The sequence below is a fragment of the Marinobacter sp. genome, assembly GCF_014859525.1.
GTDB lineage: Bacteria > Pseudomonadota > Gammaproteobacteria > Pseudomonadales > Oleiphilaceae > Marinobacter.
On sequence record NZ_JACUUB010000007.1, the window covers coordinates 56,421 to 74,304 of the forward strand.

18 protein-coding genes are annotated in these 17,884 nt (G+C 56.2%); 5 read left to right on the top strand and 13 right to left on the bottom strand.

Annotated features, from left to right (window positions below; all coding sequences use genetic code 11):
• The 13 genes from pdxJ to rpoE form a co-directional block, all read right to left on the bottom strand.
• Positions 1-735 carry a pyridoxine 5'-phosphate synthase gene (gene pdxJ / locus IBX51_RS03580; RefSeq protein ID WP_291828770.1) on the bottom strand — a complete coding sequence of 245 codons (735 nt, stop codon included), beginning with the start codon at positions 733-735 and terminating at the stop codon, positions 1-3.
• Positions 732-1,472: a DNA repair protein RecO gene (recO, locus tag IBX51_RS03585; RefSeq protein WP_291828772.1), complete on the bottom strand. Its 741-nt coding sequence runs from the start codon at positions 1,470-1,472 to the stop codon at positions 732-734. The genes pdxJ and recO overlap by 4 nt, the downstream gene beginning before the upstream one ends.
• Before the next feature lie 7 nt (positions 1,473-1,479).
• On the bottom strand, positions 1,480-2,397 hold the full coding sequence (gene era / locus IBX51_RS03590) for a GTPase Era (RefSeq protein ID WP_291828773.1): 918 nt from the start codon (positions 2,395-2,397) through the stop codon (positions 1,480-1,482).
• Complete coding sequence (gene rnc, locus IBX51_RS03595; protein ID WP_291828775.1) at positions 2,397-3,086, bottom strand: ribonuclease III; 690 nt, start codon at positions 3,084-3,086, stop codon at positions 2,397-2,399. Before rnc ends, era begins: the two co-directional genes overlap by 1 nt.
• A complete protein-coding gene (locus IBX51_RS03600) occupies positions 3,083-3,469 on the bottom strand; it encodes a DUF4845 domain-containing protein (RefSeq protein WP_291828800.1) in 387 nt (128 codons plus the stop codon). Before IBX51_RS03600 ends, rnc begins: the two co-directional genes overlap by 4 nt.
• Positions 3,470-3,495: 26 nt before the next feature.
• Positions 3,496-4,284, bottom strand: a complete 789-nt coding sequence (gene lepB, locus IBX51_RS03605) for a signal peptidase I (RefSeq protein WP_291828776.1) — start codon at positions 4,282-4,284, stop codon at positions 3,496-3,498.
• A 15-nt stretch (positions 4,285-4,299) separates the two neighbouring features.
• Positions 4,300-6,102 carry a translation elongation factor 4 gene (gene lepA / locus IBX51_RS03610; RefSeq protein ID WP_291828778.1) on the bottom strand — a complete coding sequence of 601 codons (1,803 nt, stop codon included), beginning with the start codon at positions 6,100-6,102 and terminating at the stop codon, positions 4,300-4,302.
• A gap of 103 nt (positions 6,103-6,205) precedes the next feature.
• Entirely contained in the window at positions 6,206-8,932 is a 2,727-nt protein-coding gene (locus IBX51_RS03615; RefSeq protein ID WP_291828780.1) for an EAL domain-containing protein, read from the bottom strand.
• 121 nt (positions 8,933-9,053) lie between these two features.
• The gene (locus tag IBX51_RS03620) at positions 9,054-10,457 is read right to left on the bottom strand and encodes a DegQ family serine endoprotease (protein ID WP_291828801.1); all 1,404 of its coding nucleotides are present in this window, start codon (positions 10,455-10,457) and stop codon (positions 9,054-9,056) included.
• Positions 10,458-10,613: 156 nt separating this feature from the next.
• Positions 10,614-11,063, bottom strand: coding sequence for a SoxR reducing system RseC family protein (locus IBX51_RS03625; RefSeq protein WP_291828781.1), 450 nt, complete (start codon positions 11,061-11,063; stop codon positions 10,614-10,616).
• On the bottom strand, positions 11,060-12,097 hold the full coding sequence (locus IBX51_RS03630) for a MucB/RseB C-terminal domain-containing protein (RefSeq protein WP_291828784.1): 1,038 nt from the start codon (positions 12,095-12,097) through the stop codon (positions 11,060-11,062). The genes IBX51_RS03625 and IBX51_RS03630 overlap by 4 nt, the downstream gene beginning before the upstream one ends.
• A gap of 29 nt (positions 12,098-12,126) precedes the next feature.
• Positions 12,127-12,690 (bottom strand): sigma-E factor negative regulatory protein, encoded by a 564-nt coding sequence (locus IBX51_RS03635; RefSeq protein WP_291828786.1) that lies wholly within the window; start codon positions 12,688-12,690, stop codon positions 12,127-12,129.
• A gap of 15 nt (positions 12,691-12,705) precedes the next feature.
• A complete protein-coding gene (gene rpoE / locus IBX51_RS03640; protein WP_291828788.1) occupies positions 12,706-13,392 on the bottom strand; it encodes an RNA polymerase sigma factor RpoE in 687 nt (228 codons plus the stop codon).
• A 137-nt stretch (positions 13,393-13,529) separates the two neighbouring features.
• On the opposite strand from rpoE, the gene nadB reads away from it, so the two are divergent.
• From nadB to IBX51_RS03665, 5 genes are all read left to right on the top strand, one after another.
• Positions 13,530-15,137, top strand: coding sequence for an L-aspartate oxidase (gene nadB / locus IBX51_RS03645; RefSeq protein WP_291828789.1), 1,608 nt, complete (start codon positions 13,530-13,532; stop codon positions 15,135-15,137).
• A gap of 36 nt (positions 15,138-15,173) precedes the next feature.
• The gene (locus tag IBX51_RS03650) at positions 15,174-15,446 is read left to right on the top strand and encodes a succinate dehydrogenase assembly factor 2 (protein ID WP_291828792.1); all 273 of its coding nucleotides are present in this window, start codon (positions 15,174-15,176) and stop codon (positions 15,444-15,446) included.
• A complete protein-coding gene (locus IBX51_RS03655) occupies positions 15,430-15,891 on the top strand; it encodes a hypothetical protein (RefSeq protein WP_291828794.1) in 462 nt (153 codons plus the stop codon). Before IBX51_RS03650 ends, IBX51_RS03655 begins: the two co-directional genes overlap by 17 nt.
• A gap of 27 nt (positions 15,892-15,918) precedes the next feature.
• Positions 15,919-16,920, top strand: coding sequence for a folate-binding protein (locus tag IBX51_RS03660; protein WP_291828795.1), 1,002 nt, complete (start codon positions 15,919-15,921; stop codon positions 16,918-16,920).
• Between the two features lie 102 nt (positions 16,921-17,022).
• On the top strand, positions 17,023-17,856 hold the full coding sequence (locus tag IBX51_RS03665; RefSeq protein ID WP_291828797.1) for an HDOD domain-containing protein: 834 nt from the start codon (positions 17,023-17,025) through the stop codon (positions 17,854-17,856).
• Positions 17,857-17,884 lie beyond the last annotated feature (28 nt).

Below are 17,884 nucleotides of genomic sequence, written 5' to 3' on the forward strand. Positions count from 1 at the left end.
TCAGACCCTGGCGCGATCAAGGATGGCGCGCATATCAAGGACAGCCTCTTTAAGGCCACTGAACACCGCCCGGGCAATAATCGCGTGCCCGATGTTCAGTTCGTTGATGCCGGGAATGGCGGCCACCCGCTCGGTGTTGTGGTAGTGCAAACCGTGCCCCGCATTAACAATCAGACCTTTTTTGCGAGCATAGGCTACTGCGTCTGCCAGAATCCTGAAGGACGCTTCTACGGTCTCCGGGTCGCGGGCTTCAGCGTACTCGCCCGTGTGCAGTTCAATCACAGGAGCACCGCAGCGCACCGCGGCATCAATCTGGACCGGGTCAGGATCAATGAACAACGACACTTCGGCGTTAATCTTCGCCAAGCGCTCGCAAGCCTTCGCCACGCGCTCTTCCTGGCCATCCACATCAAGGCCACCTTCGGTCGTCAGCTCTTCGCGTTTTTCCGGAACCAGGCACACACACTCAGGACGAACTTGCTCAGCGAACGCCAGCATGGCATCGGTTACCGCCATCTCCAGGTTCATCTTGGTCTGCAACACCTCTTTAAGAAGCAGAACATCACGATCCTGAATGTGCCGACGATCCTCTCTGGGATGGATGGTGATGCCGTCCGCTCCGGCATCCTCAGCCACCAGCGCTGCCTGTACCGGATCCGGGTAGCGGGTACCGCGGGCCTGACGCAAGGTGGCAACGTGGTCAATATTCACACCAAGCAACACTCTGGAGTTCATGGATTTCTCCCTGATGATGAAACAGAATGACTGAATAAACTGCGACTGTGCAACGGTTTACCTTGAAGTAGAAAGTCCACCAGAACCCGCATAACCCGCTTGGCGGTCCTGCGGGGCTCATCACTGCCGAGATCTCCCGCCGCCAACGCCAGCAAAGCATCCCCCTGCAGTTGACTGACCCGGATACCCGGTGCCAACGCAGACACTATGCCCTGTAGCGGATCATAACCATAACAGCGACCTGCCTCTACCGGCATACCGGTATCAGTCGCCTCGTCCCAGGCAAAGTCGTAACCCATGGCCGCCGCAAAACCGATTTCAAAACGCCGAAGCACGGGTTCGACGTCGGCATCTGACGACAGCGCGGTGAGCGCCTGAAGACTTTCAATGTAACCGGCAAACAGGCTTTGGTGGGGGTCCGCCACGGGCAGAACCCGCTGCAGTAATTCGTTGAGGTAAAGACCACTGTATAGAGCTCGGGTCTTGGACAGCATGGGCGCAGCGCGCACTTCTAACTGGACCAGGGTTTTCAGGTCACTCTTGCCAGTCCAATCCACCAGCAGCGGCTGGAACGGTTGCAACTGAGCCTTGAGCGGGCTTTTGGCACTGTTCGCTCCCCGGGCAACCAGGCTCATGCGGCCATGATTGAGGGTGAACAGATCCACCAGCAGAGCGGTTTCGCGCCACGGGCGACGGTGGATCACATAAGCGGGCTCCTGCTGCACCGCGCCTTTCATAGCCGCCTCAGAAATCGCCCATACCCAGGCTTTTCAGTGCCCGGTCGCTGTCAGCCCAGCCACGCTTGACCTTTACCCACAACCGCAGCATCACCTTAGTATCGAACATGCGTTCCATGTCCATTCTGGCTTCCTGACCTATCCGGCGCAGGCGCTCACCCTTGTCGCCAATGATGATCTTCTTCTGCCCCTCACGCTCGACCAGAATCAGAGCGGAAATGTGCAAAGTGCGACCCTGAGCTTTAAACTCCTCAATCTCAACGGCCACGGAGTAAGGCAGTTCTTCGCCAAGCTGGCGGGTAATTTTCTCGCGCACCATTTCAGACGCCATGAACCGCTCACTGCGATTGGTAATCTGATCGTCCGGATAGAAATGGATACTCTCAGGCAGGTAGCGGCCAACCGCCTCTTGCAGAGGTATCAGGTTGGTCTCTTTCAGCGCCGACAGTGGAATGATTTCGGCAAAGTCACGCTTCTTTGCCAGAACCTCAAGGTGCGGCAAGAGCCTGTCGCGATTCTCAATCTTGTCCACTTTGTTGATCGCCAGAATGACCGGGCACTCCAGATACTTCAACTTCTCGAGCACCATTTCATCGGCGGTGGTCCATGCCAGCTGGTCAACCACAAACACCACCACATCCACACCGATCAGCGCCGATGAGGCCGCTTTGTTCATGTAGCGATTCAGTGCGCGGGGCTCATCTTCGTGCATCCCCGGAGTGTCCACATAAACCGCCTGAACCGGGCCCTCTGTCTTGATGCCCAGCACCTGGTGCCGGGTAGTCTGCGGCTTACGAGAGGTTATGCTCAGCTTTTGGCCGAGAATATGATTGAGCAACGTGGATTTACCCACGTTCGGCCGGCCTACAATCGCCACAAAACCGCAACGACTGTCTGGATTTTCAGGGCGGGTAATATCATTCATCAGTCGTTCTCCACGCCCAATTTTTTAAGAGCACTGCGGGCAGCCTGCTGCTCAGCAATGCGGCGGCTGCTGCCTGTACCATTCGTCTTTCGGTCCAGCGATGGCAATGCGCAAGACACATGAAATGTCTGATTGTGAGCTTCACCGTCCACCGATATGACTTCATAAAGCGGCAGCGGAAACTGCCGCGACTGCAGATACTCCTGCAATCGGGTTTTCGGGTCTTTTTGGGTGTCCTGGAGGTCCAGGCTGGCCAATCGGTGTTCAAACCAGCGGAGCACCTGGGCGCGGCAGGTATGGAAGTCGCTGTCGAGGTAGATGGCACCAATAATCGACTCGATCCCATCCGCCAGTATCGATTCCCGACGAAAGCCACCGCTTTTGAGCTCACCAGAACCCAGCCGCAAGTATTGCCCGAGCTCGAACTCCCGGCCGATCTCAGCCAGGGTGACGCCTTTAACCATACGAGCCCTGAGCCGGCTCAATTGACCTTCCCGAGCTTTCTCGAAGTGCAGGAACAGGTGTTCCGCAATCACCATGTTGACAATCGAATCGCCAAGAAATTCCAGGCGTTCATTATTCTGGTTGCCGTAACTTCTGTGGGTAAGCGCCAGCAACAAACGCTCCGGCTCTTTGAATGTGTAGCCGATACGGCGTTGAAGTTGATCCAGATCTGGTTGTGAACTCACTTTCCCTTTAACTCATACTCGTGCTGGAAGTGGACGATGGTGTCCACATTACCAAATAGATTGTTACGAACTTCGTAGTCCACCTTGATGACCACAAATTCGCCGTTTTTATCGACACTGATCTGCTTGGCGTCAAACCCACTGATGTTATTCACGCTCAACCGCCGGTTGATCAGGTTACGCACTTCAGCCGGCCCCATCCGAGACAAACCTTCGGTACCTTCCAGGCCTTCGAGGGCCTCGCGGATGGTGTAGTCGTCCAGATATGCCGGGCCAAGCTTGAGACCCAGGGCCAGCAGGCTGCCGAAAAACAGAGCCACGATCAACATGGTCAGCGCACTGCCATTCTGCTGCTTCAAACCGACAGGATGTTTTATTTTCATCATGTATTTACTCCGGCACGGCAGGATTAATCAATACTGCCCACTCGATCAAAAGATGGCAGACTTGTCAGCGATTGCCAGTGCATCCAGATGGCGAAAGCCTTCCCGACCACCAGATCATCAGACACCGTGCCCCAGAAACGACTGTCGTTACTGTTGTCACGATTATCGCCCATTGTAAAATAATGCCCCTCTGGCACGACCCACTCGCCCTCGCCAGGCCCGGCAACACGCCCCAGCGTCAGGTAGACGTCGTGCTCAACGCCGCCCACATCCTCACGCCAGCGTTCCATTGGCGGCAAACGCGCAACAAACTCACGCGCCACTGGCTCATCATTGATAAACAATTGCTTGTTGCGGTAGCGAACCCGGTCACCCGGCAAGCCAATCACTCGCTTGATGTAGTTGGTCTTACCGTCTTCCGGGTAACGAAACACCATAACGTCCCCACGTTCTGGATCGCCCACCTCGAAAATTTTAGTACCTGCAACGGGCAGTCGGAGCCCGTAGGCATACTTATTTACCAGGATAAAGTCACCCACCTCCAGGGTGGGCAACATGGAGCCAGAGGGGATCTGAAACGGCTCAACCAGAAATGAGCGCAGTACCAACACAATCGCCAACACCGGAAAGAACGACCGGCTCAAATCGACGAGCCAGGGTTCTTGGCTTTCAGCGTCCTCATCGGCTGTTGCCGTTTGCTCTGGGCCAGCCTCCAACGCTCGTTTTTTTCTGAGAAAGAATTTGTCCGCCAGCCAGATTACTCCGGTCGCGAAGGTCAGAACCACCAGTACCAGCGGAAAATCAATATCCATCCGGGAGCCTTAGTCTTAGTTATCTACTTTCAATACAGCAAGAAACGCTTCCTGAGGCACCTCGACATTACCCAGCTGCTTCATACGTTTTTTACCTTCCTTCTGCTTCTGAAGCAGTTTTTTCTTCCGGCTAACGTCACCACCGTAACACTTCGCCGTCACGTTCTTGCGCAATGCCTTGACCGTAACCCGTGAGACCACCTGAGTGCCGATTGCAGCCTGAATGGCGATATCAAACATCTGCCGGGGAATCAGTTCTTTCATCTTCTCAATCAGCTGACGCCCCTTACGATGCGCCTGATCCTTGTGCACAATCAGCGCCAGGGCGTCCACCCGCTCAGCGTTGATCAACACATCCAGTCGCACCAGATTGGCGGGCTGGAAACGGACGAAGTGATAATCCAGCGATGCAAAGCCCCGGCTCGCAGATTTGATCCGATCAAAGAAATCCATGACCACTTCTGCCATCGGCAGCTCATAAGTAAGCTGAACCTGAGTCGACATAAAGTGCATGTTTTTCTGAACGCCGCGTTTTTCCTCACACAGGGCAATGACGTTGCCCAGATGCTCTTGGGGCACCAGAATGTTGGCTTCGACAATCGGCTCGCGCATTTCTTCAATGGAGCCAATATCCGGAAGTCGGGACGGATTATCCACCGACAGCGTCTCACCTTGCTTGGTGAGCACTTCATAGATGACCGTTGGAGCAGTGGTAATCAGGTCAATGTCGTATTCCCGCTCCAGCCGCTCCTGAATAATCTCCATGTGCAGCATGCCAAGGAAGCCACAACGGAAACCAAACCCGAGTGCGTCTGAGTTTTCCGGCTCGAAGAACAAGGAAGCGTCGTTCAGGGTCAGTTTCTCGAGGGCGTCCCGGAAGTCGTCGTAGTCGTCTGAACTGACAGGGAACAGCCCGGCATAAACCTGGGGCTGCACCTTCTTGAAGCCAGGCAACATCGGCGTTTCGTCCGCAAACTTCTGATGCACGATGGTATCGCCCACTGGTGCGCCGTGGATGTCCTTGATACCCGCTACCACAAAGCCAACATCGCCGGCTTCCAGGATGTTGGTATCGGTTGGTTTCGGATTGAATATGCCGACCTTATCGGCATTCCACGCCTTCTTGGTGGACTTGATGACGATCTTGTCGCCCTTGCGCAGAATACCTTCAGTGACCCGTACCAACGACACGACGCCCAGGTAGTTGTCGAACCAGGAATCAATAATCAGCGCCTGCAACGGCGCACTTCGATCACCTTTGGGGGGCGGGATCTTCTTGATCAAATCCTCAAGCACATCCTCTACGCCCAAGCCACTTTTGGCGCTACAACGCACGGCATCCTGAGCCTCGATACCAATAATATCTTCGATTTCGGCAGCCACCCGCTCGGGCTCGGCCTGAGGCAGGTCCATCTTGTTCAGGACCGGCACCACTTCAAGACCCTGCTCCAGGGCGGTATAGCAGTTAGCCACAGACTGGGCTTCAACACCCTGACCAGCATCCACCACCAGCAGCGCGCCCTCACAGGCGTAAAGGGAGCGAGACACTTCGTAAGAGAAGTCGACGTGGCCCGGCGTATCGATAAAATTCAGCTTGTATGTCTCACCATCCTGGGCCGTATAGTGGAGCGTTACGCTCTGGGCCTTGATAGTAATGCCCCGTTCCCGCTCCAGATCCATGGAATCGAGCACTTGCTCGGCCATTTCACGTTCGGTCAAACCTCCGCAGATCTGGATAAAACGATCCGCCAAGGTGGATTTACCATGGTCGATGTGGGCAATAATGGAAAAGTTACGGATTCGGCTCAGTTCAGTCACAGACAATGATTACTCATATAAGACGTAGGATTGAGCCCGGAATGGCCGCTACCGGGTCCGGGAACCGCGTAATTTTACCGGTTACCGGCCGCCATTGCCATGATCAGGAAATAAGCGGCTTCTCGTACTGACGGATCAAGAACCCGATCAGGGCATCTTCGTCCAGCGGGTAACTGAACAGATTGCCCTGACACTGGGCGCAACCAGCGGATTTCAGGAAGCTCAGTTGCTGCAAGGTTTCAACACCTTCGGCCACCACGGTCAAGTGAAGCTTCTTGGCCAGAGCAATCACCGCAGACGCCACATCGGTCGCGCTGACGTTGTAAGGGATGTCGCGAATAAACCGATGATCGATTTTTATGACATCGAGTGGCAATTGTTGCAACGCCACCAGTGAGCACGAACCCGTGCCGAAGTCATCCAGAATCAAACACACCCCGAGATCGTTCAACGACACCAACAGCTCCCGCAACATGCGCGGATCTTCATTCAGCAGCTCTGCCGGCATTTCCAGCTCCAACCGCTCCGGGGACACCCCGGTTTCAGTGATCACCTGCCGAACCATGTCCAGAAAACCGGAGTCGGTCAGCTGCCGAACCGACAGGTTCACTGCCATTTTCAGCGATTCAAAACCGGCCCGCTCCAGCGCTTGCACCTGAATACACGCTTGCCGCAATGCCAGCTCACCCAGCTGAACGATCAAGCCGGTTTCTTCCGCGAGATGGATGAATTGCTGGGCCGAGACCAGCCCTTTTTCAGGATGATGCCAACGCAGGAAGGCTTCAACGCCAATCACCCGCTCGCTGGCCAGGTCAATTTTGGGCTGATAGTGCAGAACAAACCGGTCGCCATCGAGCGCCGCCGACAGCTCCTCTTGCTGCAACAACCGCCGCGCGGCCTTGATATTCATGGCCGGCGTAAAAAACTGATAATTATTCCGGCCAAGTTCTTTGGCACGGTACATGGCCAGGTCTGCATACTTCATCAAGGTGCCGGTATCTTCACTGTCATGGGGAATCATGGTGATCCCGATACTGACGGTGATCCCCACCTCATGGTCGTTGAGCCGGATACGCTGACACAGGCGCCGGAGGATGGTTTCAGCCACCTTGGTGGCTGCATCAGGGCCACTGATGCGCGACAGTAACACCACAAATTCATCGCCACCTAGCCGGGCCACAGAGTCTTCCTCGCGCACGCAACCCTCTAGCCACTGCGCAACCTGTTGCAGCAGCTCATCGCCAGCGTCGTGGCCCAGCGTGTCATTGATGCGTTTAAAACCATCCAGATCAAGAAGCATCAGTGCCGCCGGTTCGCCATTGCGGCGGCAGCGGCGCACAGCATGATTGAGGCGATCGCGGAATAACTGGCGGTTGGCCAGTCCGGTCAGAGGATCATAGAAGGCAAGCCGATGCAATTCTGACTGGGCCGCTTTCAGCTGGGTGAGGTCCCGGAGGCTCAGAACCACGCCATTGACCCCGGGTACAGTCAACATTGCGGTGTAGGTACCTTCCATGTCGCGCCACTGCCCTTCGGCATCCCGAATTCGCGCGCGCACCACCGGCATTTGTTTTCCCGGCGCCCGGATTGCTTCAGCAAACCCACGCTGCAGCGGTGCCCAGTCCTCCTGGTGCACCAACTCCTGAAACTCGAGGATGGTCACGTTGTCCGGATTGAAACCCAGTATGTCGCGACTGGACGGGCTGGCGTAAAGCGGAGCGCCATGACGATCCATCACCAACGTTACGTTGGCTGCGCCCTCAGTGATGGCGCGATAACGACCCGCACTGGTCTGGGCAATCAGCCGGGAACGAATCAACGCCAAAACAAACAGGCACATCAGCAGACTGATCGCCAGCCCGGAGCCCAGCACGATGGGGGGTCTGGGGTCAGCCGCGAGAAAATCAAACGCGGGTGTGGACCGCGTTTGCAGCAACCAGTCACGGCCGCCATGAGAAATGGTCTGGCTCAGCTCAAAACTGGCATCGTCATCCAGCGAGCCCAGATTGGAACCGTACATCAACGTGTCTCGACCCACCACACCACTGTCATAAATCCGGACATCCAGAAACGGCGAAATCAAGCCAACAATGCCGTCGATCAGGTTATTCATACGGAACGCACTGAACACATAGCCGGCCAGCATCATCCGGCGCTCTGCACGAATTTCCGGAATCTCGCCACCCTGATAGACCGGGTAATACATCAAAAACCCCGCCTGATCTTCTGCCATCGCCTCCTGCACCAGCACGACGCTTCCGGTGACGGTTGGCAACGCTTCATCCCGGGCCCGTTCCATGGCAACCCGATGAACAGGATCACTGAACGCATCGTAGCCCAGCGCCCGACGATTGCGATTGTTGCCGGGCTCAAGATAGACCATCGGGTAGTAATAGGGCCCGGTACCAAGAGGCTTCACCAGATAATTGTAAACACCCTCACCACGCACCGAAGAAATATGGTCCGCCATGTCGCGCACACCAATTCTCTGCACGAAGCCGATGCCTTGAATGCCCGGGTAGTAGCGATCGATATCGATCTTGGCAACGTAGTCCCGCCATTGGTCACGGGTCACGTCACCGGCCACCGCAAACAGCCCGGAACTGCCTGCCAGTACCTGCTCGTAATTGAGCAAACGCTCTTCAATAGCCGTTTTCAGTTGTAAAGATTGCGTTCGGAAATGGGCCTCGGTGCGGTCTTCCACAAGACGAATGGAAACTTGCCAAAGTAACAGCGTAGCCGTCACCGCGACCAGAAGCACCAACCAGGCGATCCAGGCATGGCGGAATTTAAGCAGTTTGCGGAGGGGGAGTTCCTTGTTGATCGTCATCGCTACGGTCCGTTCCATGACCCGGTTTGTTGTAGGTTGTGCGGAGTATAGCAAAAGCCCCCGGGCATGTCGTTACAGGCACCGGGGGCTTCAGACTGGTCCTAGTCCGGGCTTCAGAGCCTCAGGGCTTCATGACCAGATAGATGGCACGACCCTCGCGAACAATCCGGACCGACACCGCTCGATTACTCGGCAACTTGCCTGTTACCTGACTGAACTCCTCGATCGAGCGCACTTGCTCACGATTGATTTCAGTGATGATATCTCTCGGTCGGATACCGGCATCTGCAGCTGGACCTTGCCCGACACGGGTCACCAGAACCCCGCCCTGAACGCCGGCAGCGCTGGCCATCTCCGGTGTCAGAGGTTCGACGGCCAGACCAAGAGAATTCTGGGAAGGCGCACCACTGTCATCTGCCTCTGGCGCGGGGGCAGCCTCTCCATTTTCTGGCAAACGCCCAATGGTCACATCAAGATTGATCTCCCGGCCGCCGCGCAACACGATCAGGCGCGCCGACTCGCCCACCGGCGTTCGTCCAACCAAAGGCGGCAAGTCTGACGATAACCGAACCGGATCGTTGTTGTACTCCAGCACGATATCGCCGGATTCCAGCCCGCCCTTCTCAGCGGGCGACCCCTGCATCACTTCTGCAATCAAGGCACCCCTGGGACGTTGCAGACCGAACGACTCTGCCAGGTCCCGATTTACCTCCTGAATCAGAACACCCAGCCAACCTCTGGCGACGCTGCCTTTGTCCCGAATCTGACGGAAAACATTCATCGCATCGTCAATCGGAATCGCGAAAGAGACGCCCATAAAACCGCCTGAACGGGTATAGATCTGAGAGTTTATTCCGATCACATCGCCATCAAGATTAAACAACGGACCACCCGAGTTGCCTGGGTTGATGGCAACATCGGTCTGGATAAACGGAACATAGTTCTCCGAGGGCAATGATCTCCCGAGCGCACTAACGATGCCCGCAGTAACGGTATAGTCAAAACCGAAGGGTGAGCCAATAGCAAACACCCACTCCCCTACCCTGAGATCCCGAGAACTGCCCACCTGGACGACCGGCAGGTCTTCACCGTTCTCAATCTTCAGAACGGCCATGTCCGAACGGGGGTCCGTACCCACAATGGTGGCCTGAAACTCGCGACGATCGTTCAACCTCACGATGACCTCATCGGCACCCTCTACCACGTGGTTATTAGTAAGCACGTAGCCATCGGTCGACACAATAAAACCCGAACCCATGGATCGCTGAGGCTGCTGTTGCCTGGGCGAACCGCCAAAAGGTGACTGCGGACCACCAAAAAAATCCTGAAGAAACGGCGGCAGCTGCTCAAGTTGCCGCTCGTCAAAGGGCAAGCCGTGAAAGCGAGAGCTCTGGCTTCTGGGCTCACTGGTCGTACTGATGTTGACGACGGCACTGGAGTTTTCTGCAACTAACTCTGTGAAATCCGGCAACCCCCGCGCCTGAATTGACTGACTCCAGAACACAGAAATCAGAACAGACACCATCAACAATCCCGACCAATAGCGACCAGCTTGCTGAGCCGGGGAACGCCGGATGACCGCTGCATTTGCTCTCGACATTAAGAACCCCCTGTTTTGATTGTAATCACGCGGTAATTTTGGGACCGAAAAAACGTTTTTCAACTTACAAAATGGTAGGGCTCAAAGGCAGGTCATGGACGGAATACTGGTCACCTTGAGCATCCGGGGCTCGTATCGGTCTCCGCGGCCAGATTGCCAGTGCCGCGCCCACCAAAAGCCAAGGACGAGACCCAGCAGCGCCCCTGCGATGGCAGCGCCATCGGTGCCACCAAACCAGCGATAGCCGGCAATGGTCGCCAACACCATAAGCAGGAGAGGGACGCCGTAAACGGCCAGTGAGGCCGTCAGCAAAGATTGCTCATCAATACCGATGACCACTTCATCGCCAACCCGGGCACCCGCGGTATTCGCCACCAGCACCTGGTTCGCCCGACCGCCGGACACTTTTGCCAGTGCCCTCTGGCCACAGCCAGCGCGGGCGGCGCAACTTTGGCAGGCGCTTGCACGAATGGTTTGCACCCAAGCCTTGTCACCCTTCAGGCCTACCACCTTGCCGACCTCGGTAATCATCGCCCAGACAATTCCAGGGCCAAGACATCATCTATTTCCACCGCATCCGCCACTTTGCGTGCGGTACGGGGTGGAATTTCTCCCACGACGGCGACTAAAAACGGCCGCTCCGCCACCGACATCTCTCGCAGGTAAATGGTGGTTGCACCGACCCGCGACGCCCCTGTCGGCATTTTCAATAGCCCAACCGGCTCGACAAAGACAGAGAAAGCCGCAAGCCCATCGGAGAAAGCAACCGCCTTACCTTTACTCGACCGAGGTGCCGCCGCCGGCACAAATCCCTCCGGCTGCCAGTTAAGGGTCCAGCCATTCATCCGACTGACCGACGACTGCTGAGGGTCGCCGGCTGACAAGGTTCTGGTAATCTCACGACCCTGGGTCTGGACTTGCAACTCTTCATCCGCAATGTCGTCGGTAATCTGGAGACTGGTAAACTGGAAATGCTCCAGCACGTCACCGTTTGCATCGCGCACATGACTCTTCACCAACAAGCCTGTGTCTTTCTCAAGCCACAAACGGTGGCTGTAACGGTCTTCATCTCTGGCCCTCAAGGCAATCGTGACGACGTCGTAACCAGCGACACGATCTTCGCCCTCCAGTTGGGGGTAGTACCAATCACCGAATGGCATTAACTGACTGGTAAAGGCTTCTGCAAAAGGACCCGAGGGGATAATTTCATCCAGCCGGATATGCCCGCGATCCGGCAACACACAAACCACAGTCATGCCTTTGCGGACAATCTCGCCGCTACCACCGTCCTGCATGACGAGGCGTTCCTCGACCTGGTTGTCCCGATAACGGTGAGCAATCTGCATCGAATGCACCTGGTCACCACGGGCATAAACAAACACGCCCCGATACGAAGTCATGTTCAGCGCAGGCCCCAGCCGCTTAAGCCAGGACATGGCTGTCGCTGCCTCACCGGCAACCTGAGAATCACTCTCGGAGGGAGATTCTGCATGAACCGGCAACGCTATCAACCCGAGCAAAAGACTGACCAAAGCATGCTTGAGCCAAACCACTGCGCCGTTCATTAGAAACCCCGTCATCCTAATTCCCAAACTCAGTAACCACCGCTGGCACTGACCAACCGGGCGTACCCGACGGAACCGCGACCAGCACCCACACTGTTGTGCTGAGCGTGCTCAAGCAAATACTGGCGCATTTGCTGCAACTGCTCTTCATCCAACTTCTGCAGCGCAACTTCTTCAACCGCCGCCGACAACACCAGAGCCTGGTCACCGGGAGCTTCGCTCATCGCTACCGACGGGGACAGATCAACCGGTTGAGAATCCCAGCCAGCACCCACGCCGAAACCTATCACCAATGCCATCACGACCATAGCCGCAACCGGCCACCGCCAATAGGATCCGACAGGAACCTGTAGTGTTTTGGCCGAAGATTCAGAACGAATCTGACCATCAAGGGCTTCACGGACAGCACCTGCAACATCGACAGCCTCGGCCGGGCCGTGATTTTCATGCATCAGGTCACGAACCTGCTGCCAACGTTGCCACTGCCCCCTGACGTCATCTTGATCACTATGAGACAACAATCGACGAACCGACAGTTCGTCTGCTTCATCGTCCATCATGGCTGACAGGGTTTCTCGGAGACGTTCATCCATCGGATGCAACCTCATTTACGTCACTGAATGATTAAGCAAGGGACCTAACTGACGGTCCACCGCATCCCGGGCCCTGAAAATCCTGGATCGGACGGTTCCGATCGGACACTCAAGAATCCGGGCGATATCCTCATAGCTCAAGCCGTCATATTCCCTGAGCAAAAATGCGGAGCGAAGTTCCTCAGGCAGCCCGGAAATTGCCTCTGACAGTGCCTTCTGCAGTTGCTCCCGTTGCAACAGTCGCTCAGGTGAAGCAACATCGCGAAGCCGTCCGCCGTCATCAAAATTCTCAGCATCGATAACATCTGCCGAACCCTGGGGGCGACGACCACGAGCCTCCAGGTAATTCTTGGCTGTGTTGACCGCGATTCGGTAGAGCCAGGTGTAAAAAGCGCTGTCTCCCCGAAACCGTTCGATCGCCCGGAACGCTTTAATGAAGGTTTCCTGAGCCAGATCCATCACTTCCTGGCTATCGTAAACATACCGGCTGATAATTGAGGCGACCCGGGATTGATACTTGACGACCAGCAGATCAAACGCCGCCCGATCGCCATTGCGAACCTTGCGCACTAACTGCAGGTCCGTTTGGCTGTCGGTCTGCTCACCCGGCTTCCAGTCATTATCAGGAGTCATGGACGAAGTAACAGAATGTCCTGTTTTTATGGCCGGTAAATCGGCCTTAATGAGATTCGCTTGTGTCATTCGGCTCTTCCGGCGTTCGTTCATGAACCCACGTTCCGGACGCAACCCGCAGGTGGCTTATCCATCAGGCCAAATAGACAGCAAGCGTAAAGTTTAGTTCAATACACGTCCACATTATGGCCCGCGATACCGACCCAATGCCACAATCCTACGAATACGACGTTCTGATTATCGGCAGCGGTGCTGCCGGCCTGACCGTAGCACTGAATTTACCAGAGCACTTACGGGTGTGCGTGATCAGCAAAGCCGAGATCAGCTCCGGCGCCACACTCTGGGCGCAGGGCGGCATTGCGGCCGTCCTGGACGACACCGATTCCGTTGAGAACCACATTCAGGACACACTGAATGCCGGTGGTGGCCTGTGCCATGAAGACGCTGTGCGGTTCACCGTTGAGCACAGCAAAGAAAGCATCCAGTGGCTGATTGATTCCGGCGTCGCCTTTACGCGACAGGAAGACAACGAAACCTACCACTTGACTCGTGAGGGCGGCCATAGCCATCGGCGCATTATTCACGCGGCCGACGCTACCGGTCATGCGGTGTCCACCACCCTGACCAGCCAGGCCATGGCAAAGCCGAACATTGATCTTAAGTCCGGGCGAGTTGCGGTCGACCTCATCACAAACCGGAAACTTGCGCTGCCGGGCAACCGGTGCGTGGGCGCCTATATCCTCAATCTTGAAGACAATCACGTTGAATTGTTCCGGTCCAGATTTACCGTGCTGGCTACCGGAGGTGCCTCCAAAGCTTACCGGTACACTACCAACCCGGACGGCGCCTCCGGTGACGGCATTGCCATGGCCTGGCGTGCAGGCTGCCGGGTAGCCAACATGGAGTTCAACCAGTTTCATCCCACTTGCCTTTACCACCCCCACGCAAAGTCATTTTTGATCACCGAGGCAGTACGGGGCGAAGGTGGCTTGCTCAAACTACCCGACGGCAGCCGGTTTATGGACCGCTTTGACGACCGGGGCGAACTGGCACCTCGCGACATCGTTGCCCGTGCCATCGACCATGAGATGAAACGCCTGGGGGCGGACCACCTGTACCTGGACATCAGCCACAAACCCAGCGACTTCATCAAGCATCACTTTCCGACCATCTATGAGAAGTGTCTGGAATTTGGCATCGATATCACTCGCGAACCCATCCCGGTGGTGCCTGCAGCCCACTACACCTGTGGCGGCATTGTCAGTGATGAACGGGCCAGAACCGACATCAACCAATTGTACGCGGTTGGCGAGGCAGCCTTCACCGGATTGCACGGCGCTAACCGCATGGCCAGCAACTCTTTGCTGGAATGCCTGGTATACGGCCGTGCGGCGGCCCAGGACATCGCTCGCCGGGAGACAGACATTCCGCCAGCACCCGCCGCGCCGGATTGGGACGAAAGTCAGGTCAGGGATTCTGATGAAGATGTGGTCATTTCACACAACTGGGATGAATTACGACACTTCATGTGGGACTATGTCGGCATTGTGCGCACCACCAAACGACTGCAGCGGGCCAAACATCGGGTTGATTTGCTGTCGAAGGAAATCGGTGAGTTCTATAGCAACTATCGGGTCACCAATGACCTGATCGAACTGCGTAACCTGGTGTCGGTATCGGACCTGATTATCTGCTCGGCACTGCAGCGCAATGAAAGTCGTGGTCTTCACTACACTTTGGATTACCCGGGCCTGCTGCCAGACGCTCAAGATACGATACTGGCACCAACAACCTATCGCACCCTATCTCCCTGAACGGGAGGTATTAACCTTTTCGAGGCAGAACGCACCATGTCAGAGACCAACGCTGCTAACGACGAAACGCAATTCCGCCGCCTGTGGTGGCACAGCCGCCGAGGCATGCTTGAACTGGACGTCTTGTTGCTGCCCTTTTTGGAAGAAGCATACCGGGATCTCGATCCGCAAGATCAGGCCCGCTACCAAAAACTTCTGAGCTGTGAGGACTCTGACATGTTCGAATGGTTCATGCAGAGAAGCCGACCGGAAGATCCGGACCTTCAGCGCATGGTTGACCTGATCCTGAACCGTGTCCAGCCCGATTAATCTGCCCCTGTCGCCCTCCGCCCTTACCGGCTTGCTGGCGACATTTCCATGGTTGCTTCTTGGGGTGTTTAGCGCCGGCGCGGCGATAGAGAGCTCACTTTTATTGCTGGCCTTCCTGCCACCGATTGGCCTGCTGGGCTGGCGCAGCCTTGAGAAGCATGGCCGGCTGCGGGGATCAGGGGCCGTCACTGCCCTGCAGGCTGACGATTCAGGCGTGTTGTGCCAGTTGCGAGATGGCAGGGCAATCCGGTGTCAGGTCGACAGCTCCAGTTCAATTGGCCCCTCCTTTGTGATCTTGAAACTGCAACCGGAAGGCACCACCTCACATCGTATGATGGTTTTGATAACGGGAAGCATCGGGCCTTTCAGGGCCAACGTTCCGGACCAGGATTTCCGCCGCCTGCGGATGTGGCTGCGTATCAACCAGCCATCCCGTGCGCACTGACCCAAACAATCCAACGCGGGGACTACAATGATCAAACAGGACGATAGCCTGCCGCTCACCTCTTCACACACCCGGCGATCTGAAAGCGCGGGCTATGCCTTGCTTGCCAACCGGGTTGTCGTTCGCATCAGCGGCCCGGGTACCGACAAATTTGTTCAGGGCCAATTCACCCAGCATGCGGATGAAGTCACGGCGAGCCAATCACTGCGCGCCGCGGCGTGCAGCCCCAAGGGCCGCACCTATTGCCTGACCCGCCTGGTCCGCGATCAACAAGACCTACTCATGGATCTGGACGCCGGGCAAGCCAATGCAATTATCAGTCATCTGAAGAAATACCTGATGCTGTTCCGGGGCACGACCATGGAGACGCTCCCGTCAGCGCGCATCGTCGGTTTACTTGGCACATCGGCTGCCATCGCAGCGGCCGGCGAAAAGGCACAATCACTGACACAGGCAGGGCAGGTCTTACCCACCGGCTCCGGTGCTCTGATTCGCCTTGAGGACACCCTTCAGGGCACCGCCCGATACGAGTGGTGGCAATTCGACGGCACGCCATCACTGCCTGCCGATCTGCCAGAGCGGTCAATAGACGACTGGAACGCCGCCAGTATTCTCGCCGGGGTGCCGTGGCTCACACCCGAAAGCACCGATACTTATGTTCCTCAGATGCTGAATCTTCAGCATCTGCAAGGCGTTCACTTCAAGAAGGGCTGCTACACTGGCCAGGAAATCATTGCCAGAATGCACTTTTTGGGACAGCTCAAAAAAAGCCTGTTCCGGCTCGGTTTCGTTGGTACCGGCACAGCACCGACAACCGGCACCAAGTTGCTCAGCAACGGCAACAGCGTAGGCGAGGTGGTCAATGCGGTGGTCACCGGTGACCAACAAGGGGAAATGCTTGCCGTTATCCGCCACGACGCACAGCATGGGCCGCTGGTACTTGAGGGCGATGAAAACGTGCAGCTTGAACTGAAGGACCTGCCCTACCCTGTCCCTGAGCGGGCCCCCTCATTACCCACGGATACATAAGTAGACAGGCAAAACCGGCAAAATTTGCTATAAATTAAACCACATACCGGTTTACCCAGCTCGCCTTTACCGGGGCCCTAGACAAGCGGAACGTTACTGATCATGGCAAACATTGTTGAAACCATTAAGTCTGACCTGACCGAGGCCATCGAAAACGACAAACTGGTGCTGCCGACATTGCCCGAGGTGGCGTTGCAGGTCAGGGACATTGCGGAGTCTGAAGATTCTGCCATTGCAGACCTGGTCAAGGTAATCAGCAACGATGCAGCGTTGTCTGCACGGATTATCCGAGTCTGCAACAGCCCGTTGTTCCGGGGCAGCCGGGCCATCGAAAACCTGAACATGGCGGTCAGTCGCCTGGGCATGGCCTACACCAGCAATCTGGCCATGGGCCTGGCGATGGAGCAGATGTTCCAGGCCACCTCTGACATGATCGACAAGCGCCTGCGGGCGACCTGGCAGACCAGCACTGAGGTGGCAGGGATATGTCACGTACTGGCGCAGCATTACACCAAGCTGAAGCCAGACCAAGCGACTCTGGCAGGGCTGGTACACTTGATTGGGGTGTTGCCGATTCTGCGCTACGTAGAAGATCGGGACATTCAGATCAGCAGCATTATGCTCGACAATGTGATTGAGCAGCTCCACCCTCGGGTTGGCGCGATGATTCTGAAGAAGTGGGATTTCCCGAAGGAGCTGCAGAGTATTCCTCTGGAATACGCGAACTTCCAGCGCGAAGTGCCTTCGGCCGATTATGCCGACCTGGTGATGGTTGCCAACCTTCAGTTGGTGACCGGTACCGATCATCCATGGAACGAGATGGACTGGACCAGGATTCCGGCATTCGATCGTTTAGGTATTGACCCGACTGCAGACATGAACGAGGAAGAAGACCTCAACGCTCAGATGGAAGCGGCTATGGCGCTGCTTCAGTGATCTTTATGTTTCGGGAGCCTGGCGCCCG

Coding starts and splice junctions, on each gene's coding strand:
- pdxJ (WP_291828770.1), bottom strand. CDS start 735: ATGAACTCCAGAGTGTTGCTTGGTGTGAATATTGACCACGTTGCCACC.
- recO (WP_291828772.1), bottom strand. CDS start 1,472: ATGAAAGGCGCGGTGCAGCAGGAGCCCGCTTATGTGATCCACCGTCGC.
- era (WP_291828773.1), bottom strand. CDS start 2,397: ATGAATGATATTACCCGCCCTGAAAATCCAGACAGTCGTTGCGGTTTT.
- IBX51_RS03600 (WP_291828800.1), bottom strand. CDS start 3,469: ATGAAAATAAAACATCCTGTCGGTTTGAAGCAGCAGAATGGCAGTGCG.
- lepB (WP_291828776.1), bottom strand. CDS start 4,284: ATGGATATTGATTTTCCGCTGGTACTGGTGGTTCTGACCTTCGCGACC.
- IBX51_RS03615 (WP_291828780.1), bottom strand. CDS start 8,932: ATGACGATCAACAAGGAACTCCCCCTCCGCAAACTGCTTAAATTCCGC.
- IBX51_RS03620 (WP_291828801.1), bottom strand. CDS start 10,457: ATGGTGTCTGTTCTGATTTCTGTGTTCTGGAGTCAGTCAATTCAGGCG.
- IBX51_RS03625 (WP_291828781.1), bottom strand. CDS start 11,063: ATGATTACCGAGGTCGGCAAGGTGGTAGGCCTGAAGGGTGACAAGGCT.
- IBX51_RS03630 (WP_291828784.1), bottom strand. CDS start 12,097: ATGAACGGCGCAGTGGTTTGGCTCAAGCATGCTTTGGTCAGTCTTTTG.
- IBX51_RS03635 (WP_291828786.1), bottom strand. CDS start 12,690: ATGGATGAACGTCTCCGAGAAACCCTGTCAGCCATGATGGACGATGAA.
- rpoE (WP_291828788.1), bottom strand. CDS start 13,392: ATGACACAAGCGAATCTCATTAAGGCCGATTTACCGGCCATAAAAACA.
- nadB (WP_291828789.1), top strand. CDS start 13,530: ATGCCACAATCCTACGAATACGACGTTCTGATTATCGGCAGCGGTGCT.
- IBX51_RS03650 (WP_291828792.1), top strand. CDS start 15,174: ATGTCAGAGACCAACGCTGCTAACGACGAAACGCAATTCCGCCGCCTG.
- IBX51_RS03660 (WP_291828795.1), top strand. CDS start 15,919: ATGATCAAACAGGACGATAGCCTGCCGCTCACCTCTTCACACACCCGG.
- IBX51_RS03665 (WP_291828797.1), top strand. CDS start 17,023: ATGGCAAACATTGTTGAAACCATTAAGTCTGACCTGACCGAGGCCATC.